The 20884-nt window shown below is 61.3% G+C and carries 22 protein-coding genes and 1 other RNA gene; 9 read left to right on the top strand and 14 right to left on the bottom strand.

What is annotated here, in order from left to right:
* Positions 1–57 precede the first annotated feature (57 nt).
* From prmA to BG841_RS03880, 5 genes are all read right to left on the bottom strand, one after another.
* Positions 58–954 carry a 50S ribosomal protein L11 methyltransferase gene (gene prmA / locus BG841_RS03900; RefSeq protein WP_070056457.1) on the bottom strand — a complete coding sequence of 299 codons (897 nt, stop codon included), beginning with the start codon at positions 952–954 and terminating at the stop codon, positions 58–60.
* Positions 955–962: 8 nt separating this feature from the next.
* A complete protein-coding gene (gene accC / locus BG841_RS03895) occupies positions 963–2309 on the bottom strand; it encodes an acetyl-CoA carboxylase biotin carboxylase subunit (protein ID WP_070056456.1) in 1347 nt (448 codons plus the stop codon).
* Positions 2310–2327: 18 nt separating this feature from the next.
* On the bottom strand, positions 2328–2777 hold the full coding sequence (gene accB, locus BG841_RS03890; RefSeq protein ID WP_070056455.1) for an acetyl-CoA carboxylase biotin carboxyl carrier protein: 450 nt from the start codon (positions 2775–2777) through the stop codon (positions 2328–2330).
* A 28-nt stretch (positions 2778–2805) separates the two neighbouring features.
* On the bottom strand, positions 2806–3246 hold the full coding sequence (gene aroQ / locus BG841_RS03885) for a type II 3-dehydroquinate dehydratase (RefSeq protein ID WP_070056454.1): 441 nt from the start codon (positions 3244–3246) through the stop codon (positions 2806–2808).
* A gap of 223 nt (positions 3247–3469) precedes the next feature.
* Positions 3470–5083, bottom strand: coding sequence for a diguanylate cyclase (locus BG841_RS03880; protein ID WP_070056453.1), 1614 nt, complete (start codon positions 5081–5083; stop codon positions 3470–3472).
* A 208-nt stretch (positions 5084–5291) separates the two neighbouring features.
* On the opposite strand from BG841_RS03880, the gene BG841_RS03875 reads away from it, so the two are divergent.
* Positions 5292–7301 carry an EAL domain-containing protein gene (locus BG841_RS03875; protein WP_070056452.1) on the top strand — a complete coding sequence of 670 codons (2010 nt, stop codon included), beginning with the start codon at positions 5292–5294 and terminating at the stop codon, positions 7299–7301.
* Positions 7302–7430: 129 nt separating this feature from the next.
* Complete coding sequence (locus tag BG841_RS03870; RefSeq protein ID WP_070056451.1) at positions 7431–8459, top strand: DUF2333 family protein; 1029 nt, start codon at positions 7431–7433, stop codon at positions 8457–8459.
* 91 nt (positions 8460–8550) lie between these two features.
* On the opposite strand, the gene ppa is transcribed toward BG841_RS03870, so the two are convergent.
* Together ppa and rpiA are read right to left on the bottom strand one after the other, a co-directional pair.
* Positions 8551–9078: an inorganic diphosphatase gene (gene ppa, locus BG841_RS03865; RefSeq protein ID WP_070056450.1), complete on the bottom strand. Its 528-nt coding sequence runs from the start codon at positions 9076–9078 to the stop codon at positions 8551–8553.
* A 120-nt stretch (positions 9079–9198) separates the two neighbouring features.
* Complete coding sequence (gene rpiA / locus BG841_RS03860) at positions 9199–9879, bottom strand: ribose-5-phosphate isomerase RpiA (protein WP_070056449.1); 681 nt, start codon at positions 9877–9879, stop codon at positions 9199–9201.
* Between the two features lie 213 nt (positions 9880–10092).
* Here rpiA and ilvA point away from each other — a divergent pair, with 213 nt between their 5' ends.
* Entirely contained in the window at positions 10093–11625 is a 1533-nt protein-coding gene (gene ilvA / locus BG841_RS03855; RefSeq protein ID WP_070056448.1) for a threonine ammonia-lyase, biosynthetic, read from the top strand.
* 145 nt (positions 11626–11770) lie between these two features.
* Positions 11771–11929, top strand: coding sequence for a hypothetical protein (locus tag BG841_RS17015; RefSeq protein ID WP_158007593.1), 159 nt, complete (start codon positions 11771–11773; stop codon positions 11927–11929).
* On the opposite strand, the gene BG841_RS03850 is transcribed toward BG841_RS17015, so the two are convergent.
* The 4 genes from BG841_RS03850 to BG841_RS03835 all read right to left on the bottom strand — a co-directional run bounded on the left by BG841_RS03850 (position 11903) and on the right by BG841_RS03835 (position 13292).
* Positions 11903–12544: a 5-formyltetrahydrofolate cyclo-ligase gene (locus BG841_RS03850; RefSeq protein WP_070056447.1), complete on the bottom strand. Its 642-nt coding sequence runs from the start codon at positions 12542–12544 to the stop codon at positions 11903–11905. The two genes, BG841_RS17015 and BG841_RS03850, sit on opposite strands and share 27 nt — an antisense overlap.
* A gap of 7 nt (positions 12545–12551) precedes the next feature.
* Positions 12552–12731: non-coding RNA, 6S RNA (ssrS, locus tag BG841_RS03845), on the bottom strand.
* A gap of 61 nt (positions 12732–12792) precedes the next feature.
* A complete protein-coding gene (locus tag BG841_RS03840) occupies positions 12793–13086 on the bottom strand; it encodes a cell division protein ZapA (RefSeq protein ID WP_070056446.1) in 294 nt (97 codons plus the stop codon).
* Positions 13086–13292 carry a TIGR02449 family protein gene (locus BG841_RS03835; RefSeq protein ID WP_070056445.1) on the bottom strand — a complete coding sequence of 69 codons (207 nt, stop codon included), beginning with the start codon at positions 13290–13292 and terminating at the stop codon, positions 13086–13088. Before BG841_RS03835 ends, BG841_RS03840 begins: the two co-directional genes overlap by 1 nt.
* 241 nt (positions 13293–13533) lie before the next feature.
* Between BG841_RS03835 and BG841_RS03830 the strand changes: the two genes are divergently transcribed.
* Genes BG841_RS03830 through BG841_RS03810 form a run of 5 tightly spaced genes read left to right on the top strand, consistent with a single transcriptional unit; the run spans position 13534 to position 18955 of the window.
* A complete protein-coding gene (locus BG841_RS03830; RefSeq protein ID WP_070056444.1) occupies positions 13534–14130 on the top strand; it encodes a UPF0149 family protein in 597 nt (198 codons plus the stop codon).
* A 26-nt stretch (positions 14131–14156) separates the two neighbouring features.
* Positions 14157–15476, top strand: a complete 1320-nt coding sequence (gene pepP, locus BG841_RS03825) for a Xaa-Pro aminopeptidase (RefSeq protein WP_070056443.1) — start codon at positions 14157–14159, stop codon at positions 15474–15476.
* A complete protein-coding gene (ubiH, locus tag BG841_RS03820; protein ID WP_070056442.1) occupies positions 15476–16771 on the top strand; it encodes a 2-octaprenyl-6-methoxyphenyl hydroxylase in 1296 nt (431 codons plus the stop codon). The genes pepP and ubiH overlap by 1 nt, the downstream gene beginning before the upstream one ends.
* Entirely contained in the window at positions 16758–17987 is a 1230-nt protein-coding gene (locus BG841_RS03815; RefSeq protein WP_070056441.1) for a UbiH/UbiF/VisC/COQ6 family ubiquinone biosynthesis hydroxylase, read from the top strand. The genes ubiH and BG841_RS03815 overlap by 14 nt, the downstream gene beginning before the upstream one ends.
* A 23-nt stretch (positions 17988–18010) precedes the next feature.
* On the top strand, positions 18011–18955 hold the full coding sequence (locus BG841_RS03810; RefSeq protein ID WP_070056440.1) for a DUF808 domain-containing protein: 945 nt from the start codon (positions 18011–18013) through the stop codon (positions 18953–18955).
* 5 nt (positions 18956–18960) lie between these two features.
* On the opposite strand, the gene BG841_RS03805 is transcribed toward BG841_RS03810, so the two are convergent.
* The 3 genes from BG841_RS03805 to tatB are packed head-to-tail and all read right to left on the bottom strand — an operon-like array spanning position 18961 to position 20875.
* Positions 18961–19683 (bottom strand): 16S rRNA (uracil(1498)-N(3))-methyltransferase, encoded by a 723-nt coding sequence (locus tag BG841_RS03805; RefSeq protein ID WP_070056439.1) that lies wholly within the window; start codon positions 19681–19683, stop codon positions 18961–18963.
* Complete coding sequence (gene tatC, locus BG841_RS03800) at positions 19680–20468, bottom strand: twin-arginine translocase subunit TatC (RefSeq protein WP_070056438.1); 789 nt, start codon at positions 20466–20468, stop codon at positions 19680–19682. The genes BG841_RS03805 and tatC overlap by 4 nt, the downstream gene beginning before the upstream one ends.
* Entirely contained in the window at positions 20465–20875 is a 411-nt protein-coding gene (gene tatB, locus BG841_RS03795; RefSeq protein WP_083260170.1) for a Sec-independent protein translocase protein TatB, read from the bottom strand. The genes tatC and tatB overlap by 4 nt, the downstream gene beginning before the upstream one ends.
* Positions 20876–20884 lie beyond the last annotated feature (9 nt).

Below are 20884 nucleotides of genomic sequence, written 5' to 3'. Positions count from 1 at the left end.
TTTGATCCTGTGGGCTGAACGACAACTTCGGAAGTCTAGACGTTCCTCAGGCCGTCGTCACCTGTCACTGCGGCGTCCTGTGAGGCGCACCCATTCTTCCGTCTGGACCGGTTCATCCATGATAAACCAGGGTTCGTAGGCGGCCATGACGCTCAGCACCTGACTGGACAGTATGCCGGACAGCGCCAGTTGCCCCCCCATTTTAACTCTGGTCGCCAGATGCGGGGCCAGCGAAATGAGCGGCTGGGCCAGAATGTTGGCCAGCAGGATATCCGCCTGGGTGTCGGGCTCGTCCTGGGGCAGATACAACGCCAGCTGGTGATCAGGCACCTCGTTACGGCGGGCATTTTCGCGGCTGGCTTCCAGCGCCTGAGGGTCCGTGTCGACCCCCACCACATGGTTGGCGCCGAGCAGCAGCGCCGCCAGCCCGAGTATGCCGGAGCCGCAGCCGTAATCGATCACCTGTTTGTTCTCCACCGACTGGCCATCCAGCCATTCGAGGCACAGGGCGGTGGTCGGATGAGTGCCCGTACCAAACGCGAGCCCCGGATCAAGGCGCAGGTTGGCGGCCTCCGGATCGGGCGCTTCGTGCCAGCTGGGAACGATCCACAGACGCTGGCCGAATTGCATGGGGGCAAAGTCATCCAGGCAGGCCCGTTCCCAGTCTTTGTCATCTACAAGCACAACGTCGATCTGGGCCAGAGACTGCTGGGTTTGCTGATGCCAGGCCTGCTCAATGGTGGCGCACAGCTGGTCAATGTCTTTGTCGACGCTGAACAGGGCGATAACCCGGGTCTGATGCCACAGGGGCGTGGTGCCCGGCTCTGGCTCGTACAGGGGCTGGTCGGCTGCGTCCTCCATGGACACGGCTTCGGCGCCGAGGTCCATGAGCAGGTCTTCGAGCTGATCCGCGGTATCCGGATCAGCCGGGATCTCCAATTGTATCCAGGGCATGCTAAGGGTTATTCCTGCAACATCTTTTCAAGGTAGTGAATAGTAAAGTCTACCTTTTTGAAACCGGCATCGCGCACGAGTCGGCGGTGCAGGGGCGTGTTGGTCTTGATGCCTTCAATCACCAGTTCGTCCAGGGCGTTCATCATCCGGCGACGGGCGATGTCCCGGTCGTCTCCCCAGCTGATCAGTTTGGCCACCAGCGAGTCGTAAAACGGGGGCACGCTGTACCCGCTGTACAGGTGGGAGTCCACACGAACGCCGTTGCCGCCGGGCGCGTGGAAGTGCGTGACCTTGCCGGGGCTGGGTACAAAGGTTGCCGGATCTTCGGCGTTGATGCGGCACTCCATGGCGTGACCGTTGAACTTGACGTCATCCTGGGTGTATTGCAACGGCAAACCGCTGACGATGCGCAGCTGTTCCTTAACGATGTCTATGCCGGTGATCATTTCGGAAATGGTGTGCTCCACCTGCACCCGGGTGTTCATCTCGATGAAGTAGAACTGCCCGTCCTGGTACAGAAACTCAAAGGTCCCGGAGCTGACGTAACCGATGGCCTTACAGGCGTTGATGCAGGCCTGGTAGACCTTTTCCCGGGCTTCCTGGTCAATGTCAGGCGCCGGTGCTTCTTCGAGTACCTTCTGGTGCCGGCGCTGCATGGAGCAATCCCGGTCGCCCAGGTGGATAACGTTGCCGTGGGTATCCGCCAGCATCTGGATTTCCACGTGACGGGGGTTTTCCAGATACTTTTCCAGATACACGGTGGGGTCGCCGAAGGCGTTGCGGGCTTCCGTCTGGGTGATCTGTATGGCTTTCAGCAGGGCGGCTTCGGTATGCACCACCTGCATGCCACGACCACCGCCGCCGGACGCCGCTTTGATGATGACCGGGTAACCGATCTCACGGGCGATGGCGAGGGTCTTTTGGTCGTCGTCGGTGATCGGGCCGTCCGAACCCGGTACCGTGGGAATGCCGGCGGCAGTCATGGCGTTGATGGCCGACACCTTGTTGCCCATCAGGCGAATCACGCTCGCAGAGGGACCGATAAAGCGGAAGCCGCTTTTTTCGACCTGTTCGGCAAAATCCGCGTTTTCTGCCAGGAAGCCGTAACCGGGATGAATGGCAACCGAGTCGGTGACTTCCGCGGCACTGATGATGGCCGGAATGTTCAGGTAGCTGTCTGTCGGGCTGTTGGGGCCGATGCAGACGGATTCGTCGGCAAGGCGGACGTGCATCAGATCACGGTCAACCTGAGAGTGTACGGCAACCGTGCGGATGCCCAGTTCTTTACACGCGCGCAAAATCCGGAGTGCAACTTCACCCCGGTTGGCGATTAGCACTTTCTCAATCATGGCCATTGTTCTGCTTCACCGTTCTCAGGAAATCACAATTAAAGGCTGATCGAATTCAACCGGCTGGCCGTTTTCAACCAGAATTTCCGTGATGGTGCCGCTCTTGTCGGCTTCGATCTGGTTCATCATCTTCATCGCCTCAACGATGCAGATGACATCGCCCGCTTTGACCGACTGACCGACTTCGACAAAAGGCGCCGAGGTGGGTGAGGGGGAGCGATAGAAGGTACCCACCATGGGCGAGTTGACCGTGTGACCAGCAGGCGCCGCGGGCGCAGCCGTTGCGGGTTCGGCGGCCACCGGAGCGGCTGCCGGCTGCGGTGCGGGCGCGCTGTAATGCGCCATTACCGGAGCACCGCTCTGCTCTCTGCGACGGGAAATGCGGACCGAGTCATCACCTTCGTGAATCTCCAGCTCTTCCACATCAGACTCGTCCAGCAGTTCAATCAGTTTCTTAATTTTGCGAATGTCCATAGTCAGTCCAGTCCTGTTTATCTCTGGTCTATTGATGAATGTGTTTAAATGCCGCCTGCAGCGCCAGATCGTATCCCTGACTGCCCAGCCCACAGATCACGCCGACGGCGATGTCTGAAAAGTATGAATGTTGCCGGAAAGCTTCACGGGCGTGCACATTGGAAAGATGCACTTCAATAAAAGGAATCTCTGCAGCGAGAATGGCGTCTCGCAAGGCAACGCTGGTGTGCGTAAACGCGGCCGGATTGATGATCACAAAATCCACGCTGTCGCTGCGGGCCTGATGCAACCGATCGATCAGCACGTGTTCGGCGTTCGATTGCAGGTGCAGCAGGTTGTGCCCCTGGGCGCTTGCCTGATGGCCAAGGCGCTCATTGATGTCGGCCAGGGTTTCGCGGCCGTATACCTCCGGTTCCCGGGTGCCGAGCATGTTCAGATTGGGACCGTGGAGAACCAGAATTGTAGCCATGAATTACCGTTGCGTAATGGGGGATTCTGAGCCTGATCGCAGTACTTCGCGACATTTAAACGTTATCTTGAGTGCCGCGGCGCGGAAATTCAATGAATTTTGACAATTCAGTGACGGCAGGGTGGAAATCCCTGCCGGGGCACGGCCGACTCTGTTCAGCGGGCATTGTCGGGGAGGACTCAGGGCGCGTCCATAAGACGTTGGTTTCATAACCCGGCGGCGACTAGGGGGGCGCAGTTACCACGGCGTTCCGGCCCTGGGCTTTGGCGGCGTACAGGGCCTGGTCGGCCCGTTCGCACAGGGCTTGCGATGTTTCGCCGCGCGAGCTGGCAATGCCGCAGCTGAAGGTGACGGTGAAATCACGGTGGCCGGCCGGTTGCTGCAGGGCGGAGAAACGCTCGCGAATCTCGTCCATGACCAGGACCGCATCGCTTTCCCGGGTGTTGGGCAGAATGATGGCAAACTCTTCGCCCCCGTATCGGCCAATGTGGTCGGTCTTGCGCAAGCGCTGCTTGAGAAACATGGACAAACTGCGCAATACCCGGTCACCGATGGGGTGGCCATAGCTGTCGTTCACCCGTTTGAAGTAATCGAGGTCGAGCATGGCAAAGCACAGTTCCTGCTCATTCTGACGGGCTTTGGCAATCTCCTGCTCCAGCAGATGCAGCGTATGGGTGTGGTTGTACAGCCCGGTCAGACTGTCGCGGATCATCAATGCCAGCAACGAGCGGGCCCGGCGCCCCCGGTTGTGCAGGGTGGCCACGAGGTGTTTGGGGTCGATCGGTTTGGTCAGAAAGTCATCGCCCCCGAGACTCATGGCGTACAGCTGTTTGCCGATATCCTCTTCCGCGGACAGGTAGATGATCGGGACACTGTGGAGGCGGTCCTGCTGCCGGATGACCTGGGCGATTTCCATACCGGTGCAACCGGGCATGTACATGTCGAGAATGATGATTTCCGGGGAAAACTCGTCCAGAGCGTGAATGATCTGCATGGGGTCGGTAATGACGTAGGGTGTCATGCCTGCCCGGGTGAGCACGTTTTTCAAAAACTTGGCCTGCGCCCGGGAGTCATCCAGCACCAGCACCCGATAGGGCTCCACAGTGGTCTTGTGGGTGTAGGCCTCGACTTTCTCGATCAGCTGGCCGGGGTCAACTGCGGGGTGGAAAAACTCTTCGCCGCCACACCGGGAGGCCCGCAGACGGGTCTCGATGGTGCCATCGTCCTCGCTGATGAAGATAATCGGAATCGGGGTTTCATGGCGGGACTGCAGCTGCTCGACGGTGCTCATACCCTGCCCCGGGGCCCCCCCGAAATTCACGTCCATGACAATGGTTTCAGGCTTGTGCAGGGCGCAAGCGTCGAGCAGCGACCGGGCATCGGTGAACGCGGCGGTGCGAAAACCGAATAATTCCAGTTGCTTGATCAGACGCGCCATCAGCTCCTGGTTGTCCAGAGCCACATAAACCGGCGCCTGCCGGAACACCGTCAGGGCATCCGCGCACTCCTGGTCGGTCCTGCGCAGGGTCACCCGGTAGAGTTCGTCGATCGGGTTCTGCAAACGCGCCATGAGCGCCGGGTCCAGTTCGGTCCCGGGGGGCCAGTGCGGGCGCAATTCAATCAGTTTGAGCCCCGCGTCAGCGTGCGCCGTCATATCAAACCGCAGGGCGTAGCGCACCAGTTTTTCCGTCGCCGCAAACAGATCCGTCTGTAACGCGGCAGAGGTCGGTGGCGCATCGATGATTTTTTGCCAGATATCGAGCACCACGCGGGCCTGGGTGGTCACCCGGCGCGCAAAGTGTTGTCTGAGTTTGTCCTTGGGGGATTGGTCGTTCATTGGGCAGGACCCTAGTTCTCCGATAGTGCCCGGCGCGGCGCTTGCTGCAAGCGCCGGGTTTTTCAATCTTAAGTCGTGTGCCAGAGTCTATAGTGTTTAATGTTGGCGGCGTAGGCGCGCCATGTTAACGATTGTCAATTTGATCGCCCCGCTGCAGTTTTGAGGCGCCTGCACGGTGTTGGTCCGATACAGCGGGGAGACTCACCCTATGGCACAAGCACAGGTCGGCTACCGCCCGCAGCGTGGCGCCATGACGCTGCGCGCTGTTTTGCTGGTGTTTACCGGGGGCCTGATTCTGTTGTTGTTGGTTGCGAGTGTAACGGTAAGTTATGGCAGTTTCCGGAATTACCTCTCGGGACAGCTACACGGCCACGCTCAGGATGCCGCCACGGCCATCGGCCTGTCGCTGTCGAATGCCATCGATGGTCGGGACGCCGTCGCTGCCGCATCGTTGATCGATGCGGTGTTCGACAGTGGCCGTTACCTGTCGGTGGAATACCTCGGCCTTGATGAACGTCCCGTGGCTGGCCGGCAGTTGCCACTGCGGGAGGTGCCCGCACCGGACTGGTTTGTGGAGCTGGCGCGGCTGCCGCTGCCCGTCGGGGAGGCCGAGGTGGTGCGGGGTTGGCAGCGGCTGGGCAGGGTGCAGGTGATCAGTCACCCGGCCATGGCCTACCGGGACTTGTGGCGGGTGACGCTGGGCATTCTGGCCGGTACCGCGCTTATCGGCGGTCTGGGACTGGTGGCCCTGTTCATCCTGCTCAGTCACACCCTGCGCCCGCTGCGGGAACTGGAGGTGCAGGCCGAAGAGGTGGGCCACCGAAACTTTCGGCGCCGGGTCCGGTTGAATTCGACCCGGGAGCTGAACCGGGTTACCCGAGCGATGAACCAGATGGTGGACGATCTGGGGGTCCTGTTTGACGGTCAGGTGCAGTTGATTCAGCACCTGCGCCGGGTCAACAATGAAGATCCGGTCACGGGGCTGCACAGCCGGATGGCGTTCGAACAACGGCTTAAGGTGGAGGTCGAAACGGAAGAACGTGGTTACGGAGGCGCCCTGTTGTTGTTTCAGTTGGCGGCGTTCCAGGAGTACAACCAGCGTGCTGGCAGTGCGGCCGCTGATCAGCTGTTGCAGCGGGTGGCGGGAGTCATAGACCAGTTTGCGCGCGCCCATCACGGGGCCTTCGCCGGGCGCAGAAAGGGGGCTGAATTTGCCGTTTTTATACCGGGGGTGTCGTTTGCTGACGGGTTGTTCTGGGCGAAACAGCTGCTGGCAGAGCTGGACGGTGTCTATGGGGATGCGGCCCGGTCAGTGAACGCGGCGGTACACGGCGGCGTAACGCAGGTGGTCCCCGGAGGGCGCGCGGTCGATTTGCTGGCGGAGGCCGATACGGTGTTGCGGCAAGCCTGTGACCGGGGCGAGAGCAACTGTGTGGGCAGCGACGCGGGCACAGGGCCCCACCACGATGCCGAAACCTGGCGTCGGATCATTCACGGGGCGCTGGCGTCCGGGGCGGTGTCGCTCTGGCAGCAACCGGTCATTGCTGCCGGCCATGAACGGACGGTGCACCATTACGTGTTTGCCCGCATCCGGCACGACGGACGCTGGATCAAGGCAGGTATATTTCAGCCCATGGCCGAACGCCTCGGGTTGACCGCGCAACTTGACCTGCAGGTTGCACGGCAGGCACTCGACCATCTGACGACCCATCCCAGGGCTCGCCTGGCCATGTCGCTGGGCTATACCACGGTTGCCGATAACGCCTTTCGTACCGAGTTGCTGGCGATGCTGGCTGCTGCGGGCTACGCCCGCCGGCGCATGTGGGTCGGCGTCGCAGAACAAACGGTGCATCATCACCGAACGGCGGTGAGTCTGCTGGTGCGTGCGTTGCACCGGTTGCAGGTCAAGGTGATGGTTGATCGCTTCGGGGTGGGCGGCGTACCGTTCAGTTATCTTAAAGATCTTCCTTTTCAAGCACTTCGCATAGATAGCAGCTTTATTCACGACATTGACAGCCGTGAAGACAGTCGCTTTTATCTTGAGTCGGTGGTGGGTATCGCTCACAGTCGCGGCGTCAGGGTGTTCGTCTCCGGCGTGGAAACCGCGGAAGAGTGGACGGTGGTGCGCACCACCGGCGTGGATGGCGGCATGGGCTATCATCTTGGTCGGCCGCAGCCCCTTACCGGGGGCGCCGCCGGGCACGCCGGCGAGCGCTGAGGATTGCAGCCTCGGGACGAATGCGTCATTGTTCGTACACTGAATATTGAGGTCGCTGCCTTCTCGCAGATTCAAGGCCGTAAACAAAGGGACAGGAAAGGGACAGTATGCTGAGTCGGGCAAAACAGTATGTGCGTGCGAAAAAAACACAGTGGCCGCAACGGGGCGGGTGAAAGCAGGCTGGGCAAATGGCTGCTGGTTGCGGTGTTGGTGTATCTGCTGGTCACCATCGTGCTGGGTGTCATCTGGAGCAGTGAGCCGGATGTTTTCTCGGTGCGGGACCATACCCGCACGGTTGCCGCGGACATGCAGCGTGAACCGGTCACCGGGTTTGCCACCACCGTCACCATGATCCGCATCGCCGAGACACTGCTGGACAAGCCTGGTGGTTACATCAGCAACGACATTCTCCCTCCGGGGTTGTGGATGGACAATATGCCAAGCTGGGAGTTTGGCGCCCTGGTCCAGTTGCGGGACCTGTCACGGGCCATGCGCAAGGACATCAGCCGTTCGCAAAGCCAGTCGGCAGAAGACCCGGACCTGACAGTGGCCGAGCCGCAGTTCCACTTTGACAGTACCAGCTGGATGCTGCCGTCCACCGAAGCGGAGTACCGTCGCGGCATCAAGGCGCTGTACCGCTATCTAGATCGTTTGTCTGACCCGGCCCGCCCCGACGCGCAGTTTTTTGCCCGGGCGGATAATCTCAATCACTGGTTGGCCGATCTGGAAACCCGCCTGGGCAGTCTGTCGCGGGTGTTGGGGGAGAGTGTCGGCAAGTCGGGGATACCGTCGACCAGCGATCTGGTGGGGGACGAGGATCCGTTGAGTCAGAGTGTGACCGCGGACAAGGTCAAAACACCCTGGACGCAACTGGATAATGTGTTTTACGAAGCCCGCGGCACTGCCTGGGCGGCGTTGCACATCTTTCGGGCCATCGAGGTCGACTTCCGCAAGGTGTTGCAAGACAAAAATGCGCTGGCCAGTGTCCGCCAGGTGATCATTGAGCTGGAGGGATCGCAGGGTGCCATGTGGAGTCCGGTGATCCTCAATGGCAGTGGGTTCGGGTTGATGGCGAACCATTCCCTGACCATGGCCGCCTACCTGTCCCGTGCCAACGCCGCGGTCAGCGATTTGCGCGCACTGCTCTCGCGGGGCTAGCCGCGCCCGCCGGCGGCGCCATTGCAGGCACAAAAAAACCGGGGTCAGTGAATGCACCCCGGTTTTTCAGATCCAACGGCAATGCCGGCTGTTACTTCTGATAGGCCTTGACCGAGTCTTCGATGGCCTTGCGCGCGGCGGCGGCATCCGCCCAGCCCTGAACTTTTACCCACTTGCCGGCTTCCAGGGTCTTGTAGTTTTCAAAGAAGTGTTTGATCTGGTCGCGCAGCAGCTGGGGCAGATCGTCGATGTCTTTCACGTCCTGGTAAGCGGTGGTCAGCTTGTCGTGGGGAACGGCAACCAGTTTGGCGTCCTCACCGGCTTCGTCTTCCATGTTGAGCACGCCGACCGGGCGACAGCGTATGACCGCACCCGCCTGAATCGGGTAGGGAGTCACCACCAACACGTCCAGCGGGTCACCGTCGTCCGCCAGGGTGTGGGGAATAAAGCCGTAGTTGGCCGGGTAGAACATGGGTGCGGCCATAAAACGATCGACCAGCAGTGCGCCCATTTCTTTGTCAATTTCATACTTGACCGGCGAGCTGTTGGCCGGAATCTCGATGGCGACGTAAATGTCTTCCGGTGGGTTCTTGCCCGCGGGGATGTGATCAAAGTTCATGAGAGCCCTTATCCTGAGGTGGGTGTGCGTAGGTGTAAAAAGTGCGCGCAATTATACTGGAGTCTTGCGCAGATCGAAACCGGGCCCGCGCCGCTTGCCCGGATTCTGATCAACCGGGCGTCAGGCCGGTGGGCGCTCGATGTGTTCGACACCGCTGTCGGTGCCCAGCAGGAGCAGATCGGCCGGGCGACGGGCAAACAAACCGTTGGTGACCACGCCGACAATCTGGTTGAGTTGCTCTTCGGCCACAATCGGGCGCGACAGATCCATGTTATAGATGTCGATGATGATGTTGCCGTTGTCTGTGGTCACTCCATCCCGGTAGACCGGATCCCCGCCCAGTCGGACGATCTCACGGCCCACATGGCTGCGGGCCATGGGAATGACTTCAACCGGCAGCGGGAAGGCGCCCAGAGTCTCCACTTGTTTGGAGGCGTCGGCAATGCAGATGAAGGTTTTGGCGACCGCGGCGACAATTTTCTCCCGGGTCAGCGCGGCACCGCCGCCTTTGATCAGTTCCAGATGCGGGTTGGTTTCATCCGCGCCGTCAACGTAAAACTCGATGGGCCCGACGCTGTTCAGGTCATAGACCGGTATGCCGTGGGCCTTGAGGCGCTCTGCGGTGGCCTCGGAACTGGCCACGGCGCCGTCGAACTCGGTGTGGATCTCGGCCAGCAGGTCAATGAAATAATTGGCGGTGCTGCCGGTACCCACGCCGATGATGCTGTCGCGTTCCAGGCGTGGGGCAAGATAATCGAGGGCGGCTTGTGCGACGGCTTGTTTCTGTTGGTCCTGGTCCATGGTAGGGACACTCCGGTTGAGGCGAGGGCGGTATTTAAGCGTATTATAGACCTCCGGCTCGAGGGGTTGTAGACGGCCGGGGGGTAAACTTCCTAAACTGTACGCTTTTCCCGTCGCAGTCTTCCTGTTTTCAGTGGGATTATGCTTTCCGCAGGCGCCTTCGGGTGTCCCAGAAGCAGCGGCTTGTATTCAGAAAAACCGGAACCAGACCCTATGTCCCAGCGCTACATCAAAAAGATCCTCGATGCTCGCGTCTATGATGTGGCCATTGAAACCCCACTCACAGAGGCCCGTAATCTGTCCAAACGTTTCGGCAACACCATCCTGTTGAAGCGGGAAGATCTGCAACCGGTGTTTTCGTTCAAGATTCGCGGCGCCTATAACCGTATGGCGCAACTGTCGGACGAGCAGCAGGCCAAGGGTGTGATCTGTGCCTCCGCCGGCAATCACGCGCAGGGGGTGGCGCTGGCGGCCAAAATGCTCGGCATCAAGGCCACCATCGTGATGCCGCAAACCACGCCGGAGATCAAGGTAAAGTCGGTGCGGGATCACGGCGCCAAAGTGGTGCTGCGGGGGGACGCCTTCGACGAAGCCGCCGCCCACGCCGCCGGGCTGGTCGAAAAGCACGGACTGACCTATATCCCGCCCTACGACGATCCGGATGTGATTGCCGGCCAGGGCACGGTCGCGATGGAGTTGATGTGGCAGTTTACCCAGCCCTTGCATGCGGTGTTCATTCCGGTCGGCGGCGGCGGCCTGATTGCCGGCATGGCGGCGTACATCAAGTATCTGCGGCCGCAGATCAAGGTGATCGGGGTGGAGCCGGAAGATTCCAACTGTTTGCAGGCGGCGCTGGCTGCAGGCGAACGGGTCACGCTGGACGAAGTGGGCATATTCGCCGATGGGGTGGCGGTCAAACAGATTGGTGAGTACCCCTGGGAAATCTGCAAAGACGCGGTCGATGAGGTGATTACCGTGTCCACCGATGAAATCTGCGCGGCGGTCAAGGATGTGTTCGATGACACCCGTTCGATCGCCGAACCGGCCGGCGCCCTGTCGGTTGCGGCCATCAAGAAATACATCGAGCGCGAGCAGCTGCAGGGGGAAAATCTGGCGGGGGTGCTCAGTGGCGCCAACATGAATTTCGACCGCTTGCGTTATATCTCCGAGCGCACCGAAATTGGTGAGCGCCGGGAAGCGATTCTGGCGGTGACCATTCCCGAGCGCCCGGGGGCGTTCAAAACGTTCATCGCGGCCCTGCACAAACGCAGCATCACCGAATTCAATTACCGGTATTCGGACTCCGAAGACGCCCGTATTTTTGTCGGGGTTCACGTGGCTTCAGGCGGTCTGGGACGTGATGAGCTGGTGCAGGAGTTACGGGAAACCGGTTACTCGGTGATCGACCTGACCGACAGCGATCTGGCCAAGCAGCATATCCGTTACATGGTGGGCGGGCATGCGCCCACCATCAGTAACGAAAAAGTGTTTCAGTTTGAGTTCCCGGAACGCCCCGGGGCGCTGCTGAAATTCCTGATGTCCCTGGGTACCCGCTGGAACATCACCATGTTTCATTACCGCAACCACGGTGCGGCCTACAGTCGCGTGCTGATGGGAGCCCAGGTTGCCGACAAGGATGTGGCGGCGTTTCAGGCCATGCTGGATAAGGTCGGTTTCCGCTATCAGAATGTGACCGACAACGACGCCTACTGGTTGTTTCTGGGGGCCGGCAACGGCGAAAACTGACGGGGATCACGAATTAACATAGTTTAATTTATTTGCAATTGTAATAACCGGGGTGCGTGATAGTCTTTCGTCTGTTTCTACTTTAGTCGTAATAACAATTTGATTTTAAGGGCTTAAGGCCCTTCATCACCAGAGGCAGATTATCGTGCATTCCAAGCCCGATATTATTCGGACGTTGTTACTTGTTTTTGTCATCGGGCTGGCGGTTACCGGCGTGACCTCGCTGCAAGTCACCGTCGAGGACGAGCGTCGGGTCGGGGCGGTCGCGGTGACGCCGTCACTGAACACCGCCGGTGACGACTGAACCAAGCTCCGTCATCACGCCGTGTAACGGGATGTCCCAGGGGGCAGCAGGCAATCGGTCGACCTGCTGATGACTGTGGGCCAGGCCAATCAGTTTGGGAGACAGTCCCGGCAGTCTGCGGCTGAACTCAAACGTACGATCGTAAAACCCTCCCCCCATGCCCAGGCGCTCGCCGAAACGGTCAAAACCCACCAGCGGTAACAGCACCGCATGCAGCGCCCAGGCCGGTCTGAAGCGACGCTCCGCAAACGCCGGTTCGGGAATGCCGAAGCGATTGGGGGTGAGTCGGGTATCATCATTGTAGGGGCAAAAGACCATACGGCCGTGCAGGAACGGGTGGAGGACCGGCAGGTAGAACTGGACACCCCGTTGGCGCGCAGCGGCGACGTACAGTCCGGGGTCGATCTCACCGTCGTTGGGCAGATACACCGCAACGTGCCGGGCGCGATACAGGGGGCGGTAGTGCAGCAGGTGGTGGCTCAGCTGACGCGCCGCGCGCCGTTGCTCCGCCGCAGACAAGGCGCGTCGCCGCTGACGTAATTGCTTGCGCAGAAGTTTGCGGTCGGGAATGTCGTCGGAGGCGGCCAACGAGGCCGTTACAGGAATGTGAGTCACTAGAATAAAGCTTCCCGGGCTGCCGTTATCGGACGTAGCCCTTGAACCCAAGGTTCAAGGTCGGCGGTCGCTGTGACATATTAGGCTTCCCCCCGCAGGGGACGTGCACACAATGTCCTGAAGTGACCACCTGGGTAGTGCGCATCGGCTCGAGGACATATCCGACCAGCAAACAGCCCAGGAAGTGAGTCCATTATAAGACCATAACCGGGGCCGATTGCAAGCCCGTCCGGACGCACCAGCATGACTTATTCGTCAGACTCGCCCAGCGCGAGCCCCAGCTTGGTGTCCATGGACCTGAGTATACGGGTGGTTGAGTCGGACATGGTGCCCTGTTGCAATAACTCATGGGTAATGTTCAGGGCGGCCATCACCGCGATGCGCTCGGTGCCAAACACTTTGCCGCTGGTGCGGATTTCCCGCATCTTCTGGTCCAGGTGACCGGCGGCTTCCAGCAGGGCGGCCTGTTTCTCCGCAGGGCAGGCAACCAGGTACTCCTTGTCCAGTATTTTCACTTCGACGGTGGTCGGCTGTTCCGGCATCAGTGTTGCTCCAGGGCTCGCAGACGCCCGATCATGGCTTCTATTTTGGATTTGGCGAGATCGTTTTTCTGAATTAGCTGCGCCCGCTCCCGGACCCAGTCGTCTTGCAGTCCACGGAATGCGGCATTGTCCCGCTCAAGTTTCTGACAGTGCGCGATAAGCCGGTCGAGCTTGTCTGCCAAAGCCTGTAATTCGGACTGATCCATGATTCGCTCTGCATCCATTAGGGGGAATGGAACTAACTATAAGTGTGGACGCTAAGTTGGTCAATTTACTGGGATGTCATAACCTGCGCGAATCATCCCAGCCGGCGGACCGCTGAGAGCGGAACCCGGTGCCGGCGCGCCCCCGTCCGACGGTGACCCGCAGGTTGCTTGCCGGTGCCTTTCCGGCGGTGTGGATGCTAGGATAGTGGCTTGCATATTCACCACAGGATCATGACGCGTTATGCCTCAGACTGACCGACCCGTTACCGCCCAGCTGGGTTTTGAAGAGTGGGCCAATGTTTTTACCGAGCACCAGGCATTCAGCCACCCCTCAGAGCTGCACGGAGTCCTGTGCGGGCGCTTCGCGGCCGGCGGGCGGATCAACGATCAGGACTGGCTGAGCATGGTGTGCGAACACATGGGGGTGCCCCTCCAGACCCTGGAGGAATCGCCGCAGCTGGCGGGGTTCATGGCCCAGGCTTACGCCGATACCCTGCAGCTGATGCAGCGTGATGACCTGAGCTTTCACCCCCTGCTGCCCGATGACGACTATCCGCTTGAGCAACAACTGCAGGCGCTGTCCGCGTGGATTCGGGGGTTCCTCGAAGGCATGGCTCTGGTGGCCGGCGAGTCGCTGGGTAATGCGCCGGATGAAATTCGCGAGCTGATCGAAGACATGGTCGCGATCAGTCAGGTGTCCGACGCCGAAGAAGACAGCGAGGAAGGCAATCAGCAACTGACCGAAATTATTGAATACGTGCGTCTGGGGGCGCTGGCGGTGTTTACCGAATTCAACGAGCCCGACACCCGCACCGACAGCTCCCAGACCTTGCACTAACCCGAATTCAAACTGATGGAGTCCGCATGGGGTTGATTATTCCAGTCAAAGAATTTGCCGAACGGCGTCGCAAGCTGATGGCCTCAATGGCGGCCGACAGCATTGCCATCGTGGCCGCTGCGCCGGAAAAAGAGCGCAACCGGGGCACCCTGCACCCATACCGGCAGGACAGCGACTTCCAGTACCTGACCGGGTTTGGCGAGCCGGATGCGGTGCTGGTGCTGATCCCGGGGCGTGAGCACGGCGAATCGGTACTGTTCTGTCGGGAGCGAAACCCCGAGAAAGAACTGTGGGATGGCTATCTGGAAGGGCCGGAGGGGGCGATTGAGCGTTACGGGCTGGATGATGCCTTCCCGATTGCCGACATCGACGAGATTCTGCCCGGAATGATCGAAGGCCGCAGCCGGATTTATTACCCCCTGGGCAAGGATCCGCAATTTGATACCCAGGTGATGGACTGGGTCAAGGTGATTCGCAGCAAAGTGCGCACCGGGGCCCACCCGCCGGGGGAATTTGTCGCTCTGGAGCATTTGCTGCACGATTTGCGTTTGTACAAAAGTGCTAATGAAATCAAAGTCATGGCCAAAGCGGGCGCGATCAGTGCGGAGGCCCATTGCCGCGCCATGACACGCGCGCGACCAGGGGCGCGCGAGTTCCACCTGGAGGCGGAGTTGCTGCACACCTTCATGTCCCACGGTGCCCGGCAGACGGCCTATCCATCCATTGTGGGCAGCGGTGCGAACGCCTGCATACTCCATTACACAGCCAATAGCGACGAGTTGCGTGACGGTGATCTGGTGCTGATCGATGCCGGTTGCGAGCTGGAGTGCTATGCCTCGGACATTACCCGCACTTTTCCCGTCAACGGGGTGTTCAGCGAGGCCCAGAAAGCGCTCTACGAAGTAGTGTTGGCGGCCCAGTATGCGGCGATCGACGCGGTACGCCCCGGTAACCATTGGAATCACCCCCACGAGGCGGCGCTGACGGTACTCACCCAGGGGCTTCTGGATCTGGGGCTGTTGCGCGGTACGCTGACCGACGCCCTGGCAAGCGAGGCCTATCGACCGTTTTACATGCACCGGACCGGTCACTGGCTGGGGCTGGATGTGCACGACGTCGGCGACTACAAGGTCGGCGGTGCCTGGCGCGAACTGGAGCCCGGTATGGTGCTGACGGTAGAGCCGGGGTTGTATGTTGCACCGGATAATACCGATGTCGACGAGCGCTGGCGCGGAATCGGCATTCGCATTGAAGATGACGTGGTGGTCACCCGCGACGGTTGCCGGGTGCTGACCGACGGTGTACCCAAAACGGTCGCCGCCATTGAAGCGCTGATGGCCGGTTAATGATGAACAACGACACGTCCGGGTTGGACTGCGATCTGCTGATCGCCGGTGGCGGCCTGGCCGGGGCGACCCTGGCCCTGGCCCTGGCCCGCGCTTTGCCCACCCTCCGGGTGACGGTGGTGGAGGCTTTTCCCCTGGCGCCGGAACCGCTGCCGGAGGATTATCAGCCCAGCTACGACGCCCGTTCCACCGCACTGGCCTGGGGCTCCAAAGAGATCTACCAGCAGCTGGGACTGTGGCCGCGACTGGCGCGCCACGCGACCCCGATCTGCAGGGTGCATGTGTCCGACCGCGGTCGCTTTGGCGCCACCCGCTTGTCCGCCCGTGAGCAGGGGCAGGATGCGCTGGGTTACGTGGTCGACAACCGCTGGATGGGGCTGTGCCTGATGGCGGAACTGGCGGGCGAGTCCCGGATTGAATGGCTGGCTCCGGCGGAAGTGGTCACCGCGAGTCCCCGGGAGTCGGGTGTGATGGTGACCGTCGACCAGGGCGGCGTGCGCCGGTCCCTGGCGGCGCAATGTCTGGTGGTGGCCGACGGCGGGCGTTCCGGGTTGCGGGAAGCACTGGGGTTTCAGGCCAAACGCCACGACTACGGTCACCACGCTCTGATCGCCAACGTGTCCACCAGCGACAGCCACGGGTTTACGGCGTACGAGCGATTCACCAGCCAAGGGCCTATGGCCCTGTTACCCCAGGGCAACCCCCAACGGGCGGGCCGGGCTTCGGCGTTGGTGTGGACTGTGGACGATCATGCCCTGACCCGGATGCTGGCCAGCTCGGAGGATGAACGCTGCCAGCAGCTGCAGGAGCATTTTGGCTGGCGGCTGGGCCGGGTGACCCGGTTTGGTCGATGCAACCATTACCCGCTGGCGCTGACCACCGTCGAAGAGTCGGTGCGCCCCGGGGTGGTGCTGGTGGGCAACGCCGCCCACACTTTGCATCCCGTTGCCGGGCAGGGGTTCAACCTGGCACTACGGGGGTTGATGGCGCTGGTGGAACAGTTCCAGCAGGCCCACGCGGCCGGCCAGCCGCTGGGGAGTATGGCGGTGCTGGGGCGTTACCAGCAACTCCACCGGCGGGACTGGCGTCAGACCCGGCTGTTTTCAGACTCCCTGATCAAGGTGTTCGGTCATCCGCTGCCGGCGATGGCTGCCGCGCGTAATGCCGGCCTGATCGGTCTCGACCTGCTGCCCGGCGCCCGGCGCTGGTTTACCCGCACCGCTATGGGGATGGGCGGACGCCGACCGGTTTTTTCGCCAACCCCACAAGGAGTTCCGACGGATGCAGAGCACTGACCACTACGACATTCTGGTGATTGGTGGGGGCATGACCGGCACCGCCATGGCGCTGGGGCTGGCCGATCAGGGCTGGCAGGTGGCCCTGGTGGAAGCGCAGCCGCTGGCGGCGCTCATGGCCCGGCCCAAGTCCGCCGGAACAGTGGATGATTTTGAACCCCGGGTCAGCGCTCTGTCGGCCGCCAGTCAAGCGCTGCTGCAGCAGCTGGGGGTGTGGACGCTGGTGCAGCAGGATCGGCATTGCAATTACCAGGGGATGGTGGTGTGGGATGCGGAAGGCACCGGGCGCGTGCGATTCGATGCCACCGACCTGCAGGTACCGGAACTGGGCACCATTGTCGAAAACCGGTTGCTGGTGCGGGCGCTGTTTAGCCGGGCGCAGGACAGCGGCCTGCGGATCATCGATGCCGCCACGGTAACCCGCTGGCAGGAGACAGACCGAACCCGCGGAGTGCACCTGGCCGACGGTCGCAAATTGAGTGCTACACTGGTAATTGCTGCCGATGGAGCGCAATCCCGGGTGCGGCAGTGGGTCGGCTTACCGACCCGGGAGTGGGATTACGGCCAGCAGGCCATCGTGTGCACGGTGCGTACCGCGCACCACCACGAACACACCGCGTGGCAGAGTTTTGCGCGCACCGGGCCGCTGGCGTTTCTGCCCCTGCAGGCGTCTGCCGACGACCGTGGCCGGTTCTGTTCCATTGTCTGGTCGCAAGACACCCGGGAAGCGCAGCGGTTGCAGCAACTGGACGATGCCGCCTTCGTGGCGGAGTTGGCGGCCGCCATCGACCATCAGATGGGCGCGGTCGAAGCGGTCTCCAAGCGGTTTGGGTTCCCGCTGCGGCAGCGTCACGCCAAACGGTACATCCGCCCCGGGCTGGCGCTGGTCGGCGACGCCGCGCACAGCATTCATCCATTGGCCGGGCAAGGGGCCAATCTGGGGTACAGTGACGTGCGGGTGTTGCTGGACGAGCTGGGGCGGGCCCGCAAGCAGCGCCTGGCACCGGACGACCCCTTGCTGTTGCAGCGTTACCAGCGTCGCCGCAAGGCGGATAACCTGACCATGATGCTGGCGATGGAAGGGTTCAAGCACCTGTTTGCCCGGGATGAGTTGCCGGTGCGCTGGCTCAGAAACACCGGACTGCGCTGGTTTGATCGCGCCGGGATATTGAAGCACCGGATTGCTGCGGAGGCGATGGGGGTGCATCGTGGATAACCACTGACCAAAAAGGCACAGCTATGGCCGGAGCCAATTTACTCGCCCTGATTGATGACATCGCCACCATGCTGGACGATGTGTCTGTGCTCACCAAAGTGGCCGCCAAAAAAACCGCCGGCGTGCTCGGCGACGATCTCGCCCTGAATGCCCAGCAGGTTTCCGGTGTCAGTCCGGCCCGTGAATTGCCGGTGGTCTGGGCGGTCGCCAAGGGCTCGCTGCTGAATAAAGTGATTCTGGTGCCGGCGGCAATGGTGATCAGTGTGTTTATGCCCTGGCTGGTGATCCCGTTGCTGATGCTTGGGGGCGCCTATCTGTGCTTTGAGGGGTTCGAGAAGGTCGCCCACAAATGGTTGCACCCCACCCGGGAACCCGATCCCACCGCCCGGGCGCAGGCGCGCGCCGAAACTCTGCAGCAGCCCAAAGAAAATCTTCTGCAGATCGAAAAGAGCAAGATCAAAGGCGCGATCCGCACCGATTTCATCCTGTCCGCGGAAATCATCGCCATTACCCTGGGGACCGTCACTGCCCAGACCGTGGGTATGCAGTTCACCGTACTCTGCGTGGTGGCGCTGTTGGTCACCGTGGGGGTATACGGGCTGGTGGCGGGCATCGTAAAACTGGATGACGGCGGCCTGTACCTGAGCCAGCGGGATGGCCGCGACGGGCTCACCAAGGCGCTGCGGCGTCTGGGGCGGGGCATCCTGGTGGCGGCGCCGTACCTGATGAAAGGGCTGTCGGTGGTCGGTACCGCCGCGATGTTTCTGGTGGGGGGCGGTATCATCAGTCATGGCATCGGGCCCCTGTCGGCCTGGCTGAAAACGTTCACCCATGATCTGGAGGGCGTCGCCGGGGTCTTGGTCACGGTGCTGGCGGACGGTCTGATCGGAGTGTTGGTGGGGGCGCTTGTGGTGGCCGTGGTCACCCTGGTGGGTAAGGGCTGGGGCGCGGTCAAAGGGTCGGTCTGAGCGGGTCAACCGAGACAGCTGTCGTACAGACGACCGATCAGCACCGGCACTGCGGTTTCTACCCGCAGAATACGGGAGCCCAGATGCACCGCGGTGCAGCCGGCCGCCTGTAGCTTGTCCACTTCGTAGGGGATAAACCCCCCCTCGGGGCCGATGCACAGGGTGGCGGGCTGATTGAGGTGGCTGGGGCAGGCGCGGGAGGTGCCCGGATGGGCCACCAGACCCGGCCGCTCGTGCAGCAGTTGCGGCAATTCGTCCTCCACAAAGGGCTTGAAACGCTGGCGGATATGCACCGTCGGCAAGCGGGTGTCCTTGGCCTGCTCCAGCCCCAGTATCAGGTTTTCTTCGAGTTGGTCGACCTGCAGCCAGGGCGTCTGCCAGAAACTCTTTTCCACCTTGTAGGCATTGATCAGCCAAATGTCTTTCACCCCCAGTGCCGCGACGGTTTGCAGGATCCGGCGCAGCATTTTGGGGCGCGGCATGGCCAGCACCAGGGACAGGGGCAAGGGGGCGGGCGAAGGACTGTGCAGGGCGATCGCCAGTTCGGCTTCCTGCTCATCCAGCCGCACCAGGGTGCCTTCCCCCATGAGACCGTTCAATTGCCCGACGGGGATGCAATCCCCCGGAGCACTCTTCAGCACCCGGGCCAGATGATCCCGGCGCCGGCCGCGCAGCACAATACGGTCGGGACCGATGAAGTCGGTGTCGCTGAATACCGCCAGGTTCATTCGGCCAGCTCGTCCCCGTCAGCGGTCCTGTTCCGGGCGACCAGGCGACCGAAAACTATCCCCAGCTCAAACAGCAGCCACATGGGCACCGCGAGCAGGGTCTGGGAAATGATATCCGGTGGCGTCAGCAGCATGCCGATAATAAAGCAGGCCACCACCACATAGGGGCGTTTGGCGGCCAGACTGGCCGGGGTGGTGGCGCCGGTGAGAATCAGCAATATGGTGGCAATGGGGATCTCAAAGGCCACGCCAAACGCAAAAAACATCTTCAGGACAAAATTCAGGTAACTGCTGATGTCCGGCAATTCCACGATGCCCTCGGGGCCGATGGCGGTAAAAAAGCCGAAGACCAGCGGAAACACCACAAAATACGCGAACACCGCACCCAGATAGAACAACACCACCGAGGTGGCCAGCAGCGGGAATGCCAGACGTTTTTCGTGGGCGTAGAGCCCGGGGGCGACAAAGCTCCAGAGCTGATAGAGGATCACCGGGATGGCTGTGAACACCGCCGCCACCAGCGCAAGCTTCAGCGGTGCGAAAAAGGGAGCGGTTACATCGGTGGCAATCATCATCTGCCCGACCGGCAGCAGCGATCTCAGGGGCTCGGACACCCACAGATACAGTTCATTGGCGAACGGGTAGATCACCGCAAAACATACCAGTACCGCCAGCACCATTTTCAACAGGCGGCTGCGCAGCTCCAGCAGGTGTTCAACCAGTGGCATCTCGCCCTGCTGCTGGGACGGATTCTGGGCGTCATCGCCCTGGGGGGTGTGGGTCATTTGCGAGAGTCCGGAGCGCTGTCGGTGGGTGAAGCCGGTATCTGGTCAGCGGTCGGACCGCTGTCATCGCGACTGGCAGGCGCGGTGTCAGCGGCCGCGGGGGAGGCGTTTGCGGGCAGGTCCGCGGACGTCAAAAAATGTTCAAACTTTTTCGCTTCATCGAGCGCGTCGGTGACCGTCTTTTTGACGTCGTCCAGGCCCACGTCCCCCGCTTGCCGCAGTTGCTCACGCAACTCCTCGGCCTGGAGCTGGCGATCCAGTTCGGTGGAAAACTGGCTCACCATACTGCGGGCACGACCCACCCACCGGCCCGCGGTCCGCGCCGCGCCGGGCAGGCGCTCAGGGCCCAGCACCAGTAAGGCGATTACCCCGCAGATCATCAGCTCAAGAAAGCCTATGTCAAACATTCAGGCCGG

This window comes from Marinobacter sp. X15-166B (assembly GCF_001752365.1).
GTDB lineage: Bacteria > Pseudomonadota > Gammaproteobacteria > Pseudomonadales > Oleiphilaceae > Marinobacter.
This window is presented reverse-complemented; position numbering and strand designations above follow the sequence as displayed.

Excerpts from the sequence above, each read along its gene's own strand:
- prmA (WP_070056457.1), bottom strand. The coding sequence starts at position 954 with ATGCCCTGGATACAATTGGAGATCCCGGCTGATCCGGATACCGCGGAT.
- BG841_RS03840 (WP_070056446.1), bottom strand. The coding sequence starts at position 13,086 with ATGCCGGAACAGCCGACCACCGTCGAAGTGAAAATACTGGACAAGGAG.
- aroQ (WP_070056454.1), bottom strand. The coding sequence starts at position 3,246 with ATGGCTACAATTCTGGTTCTCCACGGTCCCAATCTGAACATGCTCGGC.
- BG841_RS03835 (WP_070056445.1), bottom strand. The coding sequence starts at position 13,292 with ATGGATCAGTCCGAATTACAGGCTTTGGCAGACAAGCTCGACCGGCTT.
- accB (WP_070056455.1), bottom strand. The coding sequence starts at position 2,777 with ATGGACATTCGCAAAATTAAGAAACTGATTGAACTGCTGGACGAGTCT.
- tatB (WP_083260170.1), bottom strand. The coding sequence starts at position 20,875 with ATGTTTGACATAGGCTTTCTTGAGCTGATGATCTGCGGGGTAATCGCC.
- BG841_RS03875 (WP_070056452.1), top strand. The coding sequence starts at position 5,292 with ATGGCACAAGCACAGGTCGGCTACCGCCCGCAGCGTGGCGCCATGACG.
- tatC (WP_070056438.1), bottom strand. The coding sequence starts at position 20,468 with ATGACCCACACCCCCCAGGGCGATGACGCCCAGAATCCGTCCCAGCAG.
- BG841_RS03805 (WP_070056439.1), bottom strand. The coding sequence starts at position 19,683 with ATGAACCTGGCGGTATTCAGCGACACCGACTTCATCGGTCCCGACCGT.
- pepP (WP_070056443.1), top strand. The coding sequence starts at position 14,157 with ATGGGGTTGATTATTCCAGTCAAAGAATTTGCCGAACGGCGTCGCAAG.
- ubiH (WP_070056442.1), top strand. The coding sequence starts at position 15,476 with ATGATGAACAACGACACGTCCGGGTTGGACTGCGATCTGCTGATCGCC.
- accC (WP_070056456.1), bottom strand. The coding sequence starts at position 2,309 with ATGGCCATGATTGAGAAAGTGCTAATCGCCAACCGGGGTGAAGTTGCA.
- BG841_RS03880 (WP_070056453.1), bottom strand. The coding sequence starts at position 5,083 with ATGAACGACCAATCCCCCAAGGACAAACTCAGACAACACTTTGCGCGC.
- BG841_RS03870 (WP_070056451.1), top strand. The coding sequence starts at position 7,431 with ATGTGCGTGCGAAAAAAACACAGTGGCCGCAACGGGGCGGGTGAAAGC.
- BG841_RS03830 (WP_070056444.1), top strand. The coding sequence starts at position 13,534 with ATGCCTCAGACTGACCGACCCGTTACCGCCCAGCTGGGTTTTGAAGAG.
- ilvA (WP_070056448.1), top strand. The coding sequence starts at position 10,093 with ATGTCCCAGCGCTACATCAAAAAGATCCTCGATGCTCGCGTCTATGAT.
- BG841_RS03810 (WP_070056440.1), top strand. The coding sequence starts at position 18,011 with ATGGCCGGAGCCAATTTACTCGCCCTGATTGATGACATCGCCACCATG.
- BG841_RS03815 (WP_070056441.1), top strand. The coding sequence starts at position 16,758 with ATGCAGAGCACTGACCACTACGACATTCTGGTGATTGGTGGGGGCATG.
- rpiA (WP_070056449.1), bottom strand. The coding sequence starts at position 9,879 with ATGGACCAGGACCAACAGAAACAAGCCGTCGCACAAGCCGCCCTCGAT.
- ppa (WP_070056450.1), bottom strand. The coding sequence starts at position 9,078 with ATGAACTTTGATCACATCCCCGCGGGCAAGAACCCACCGGAAGACATT.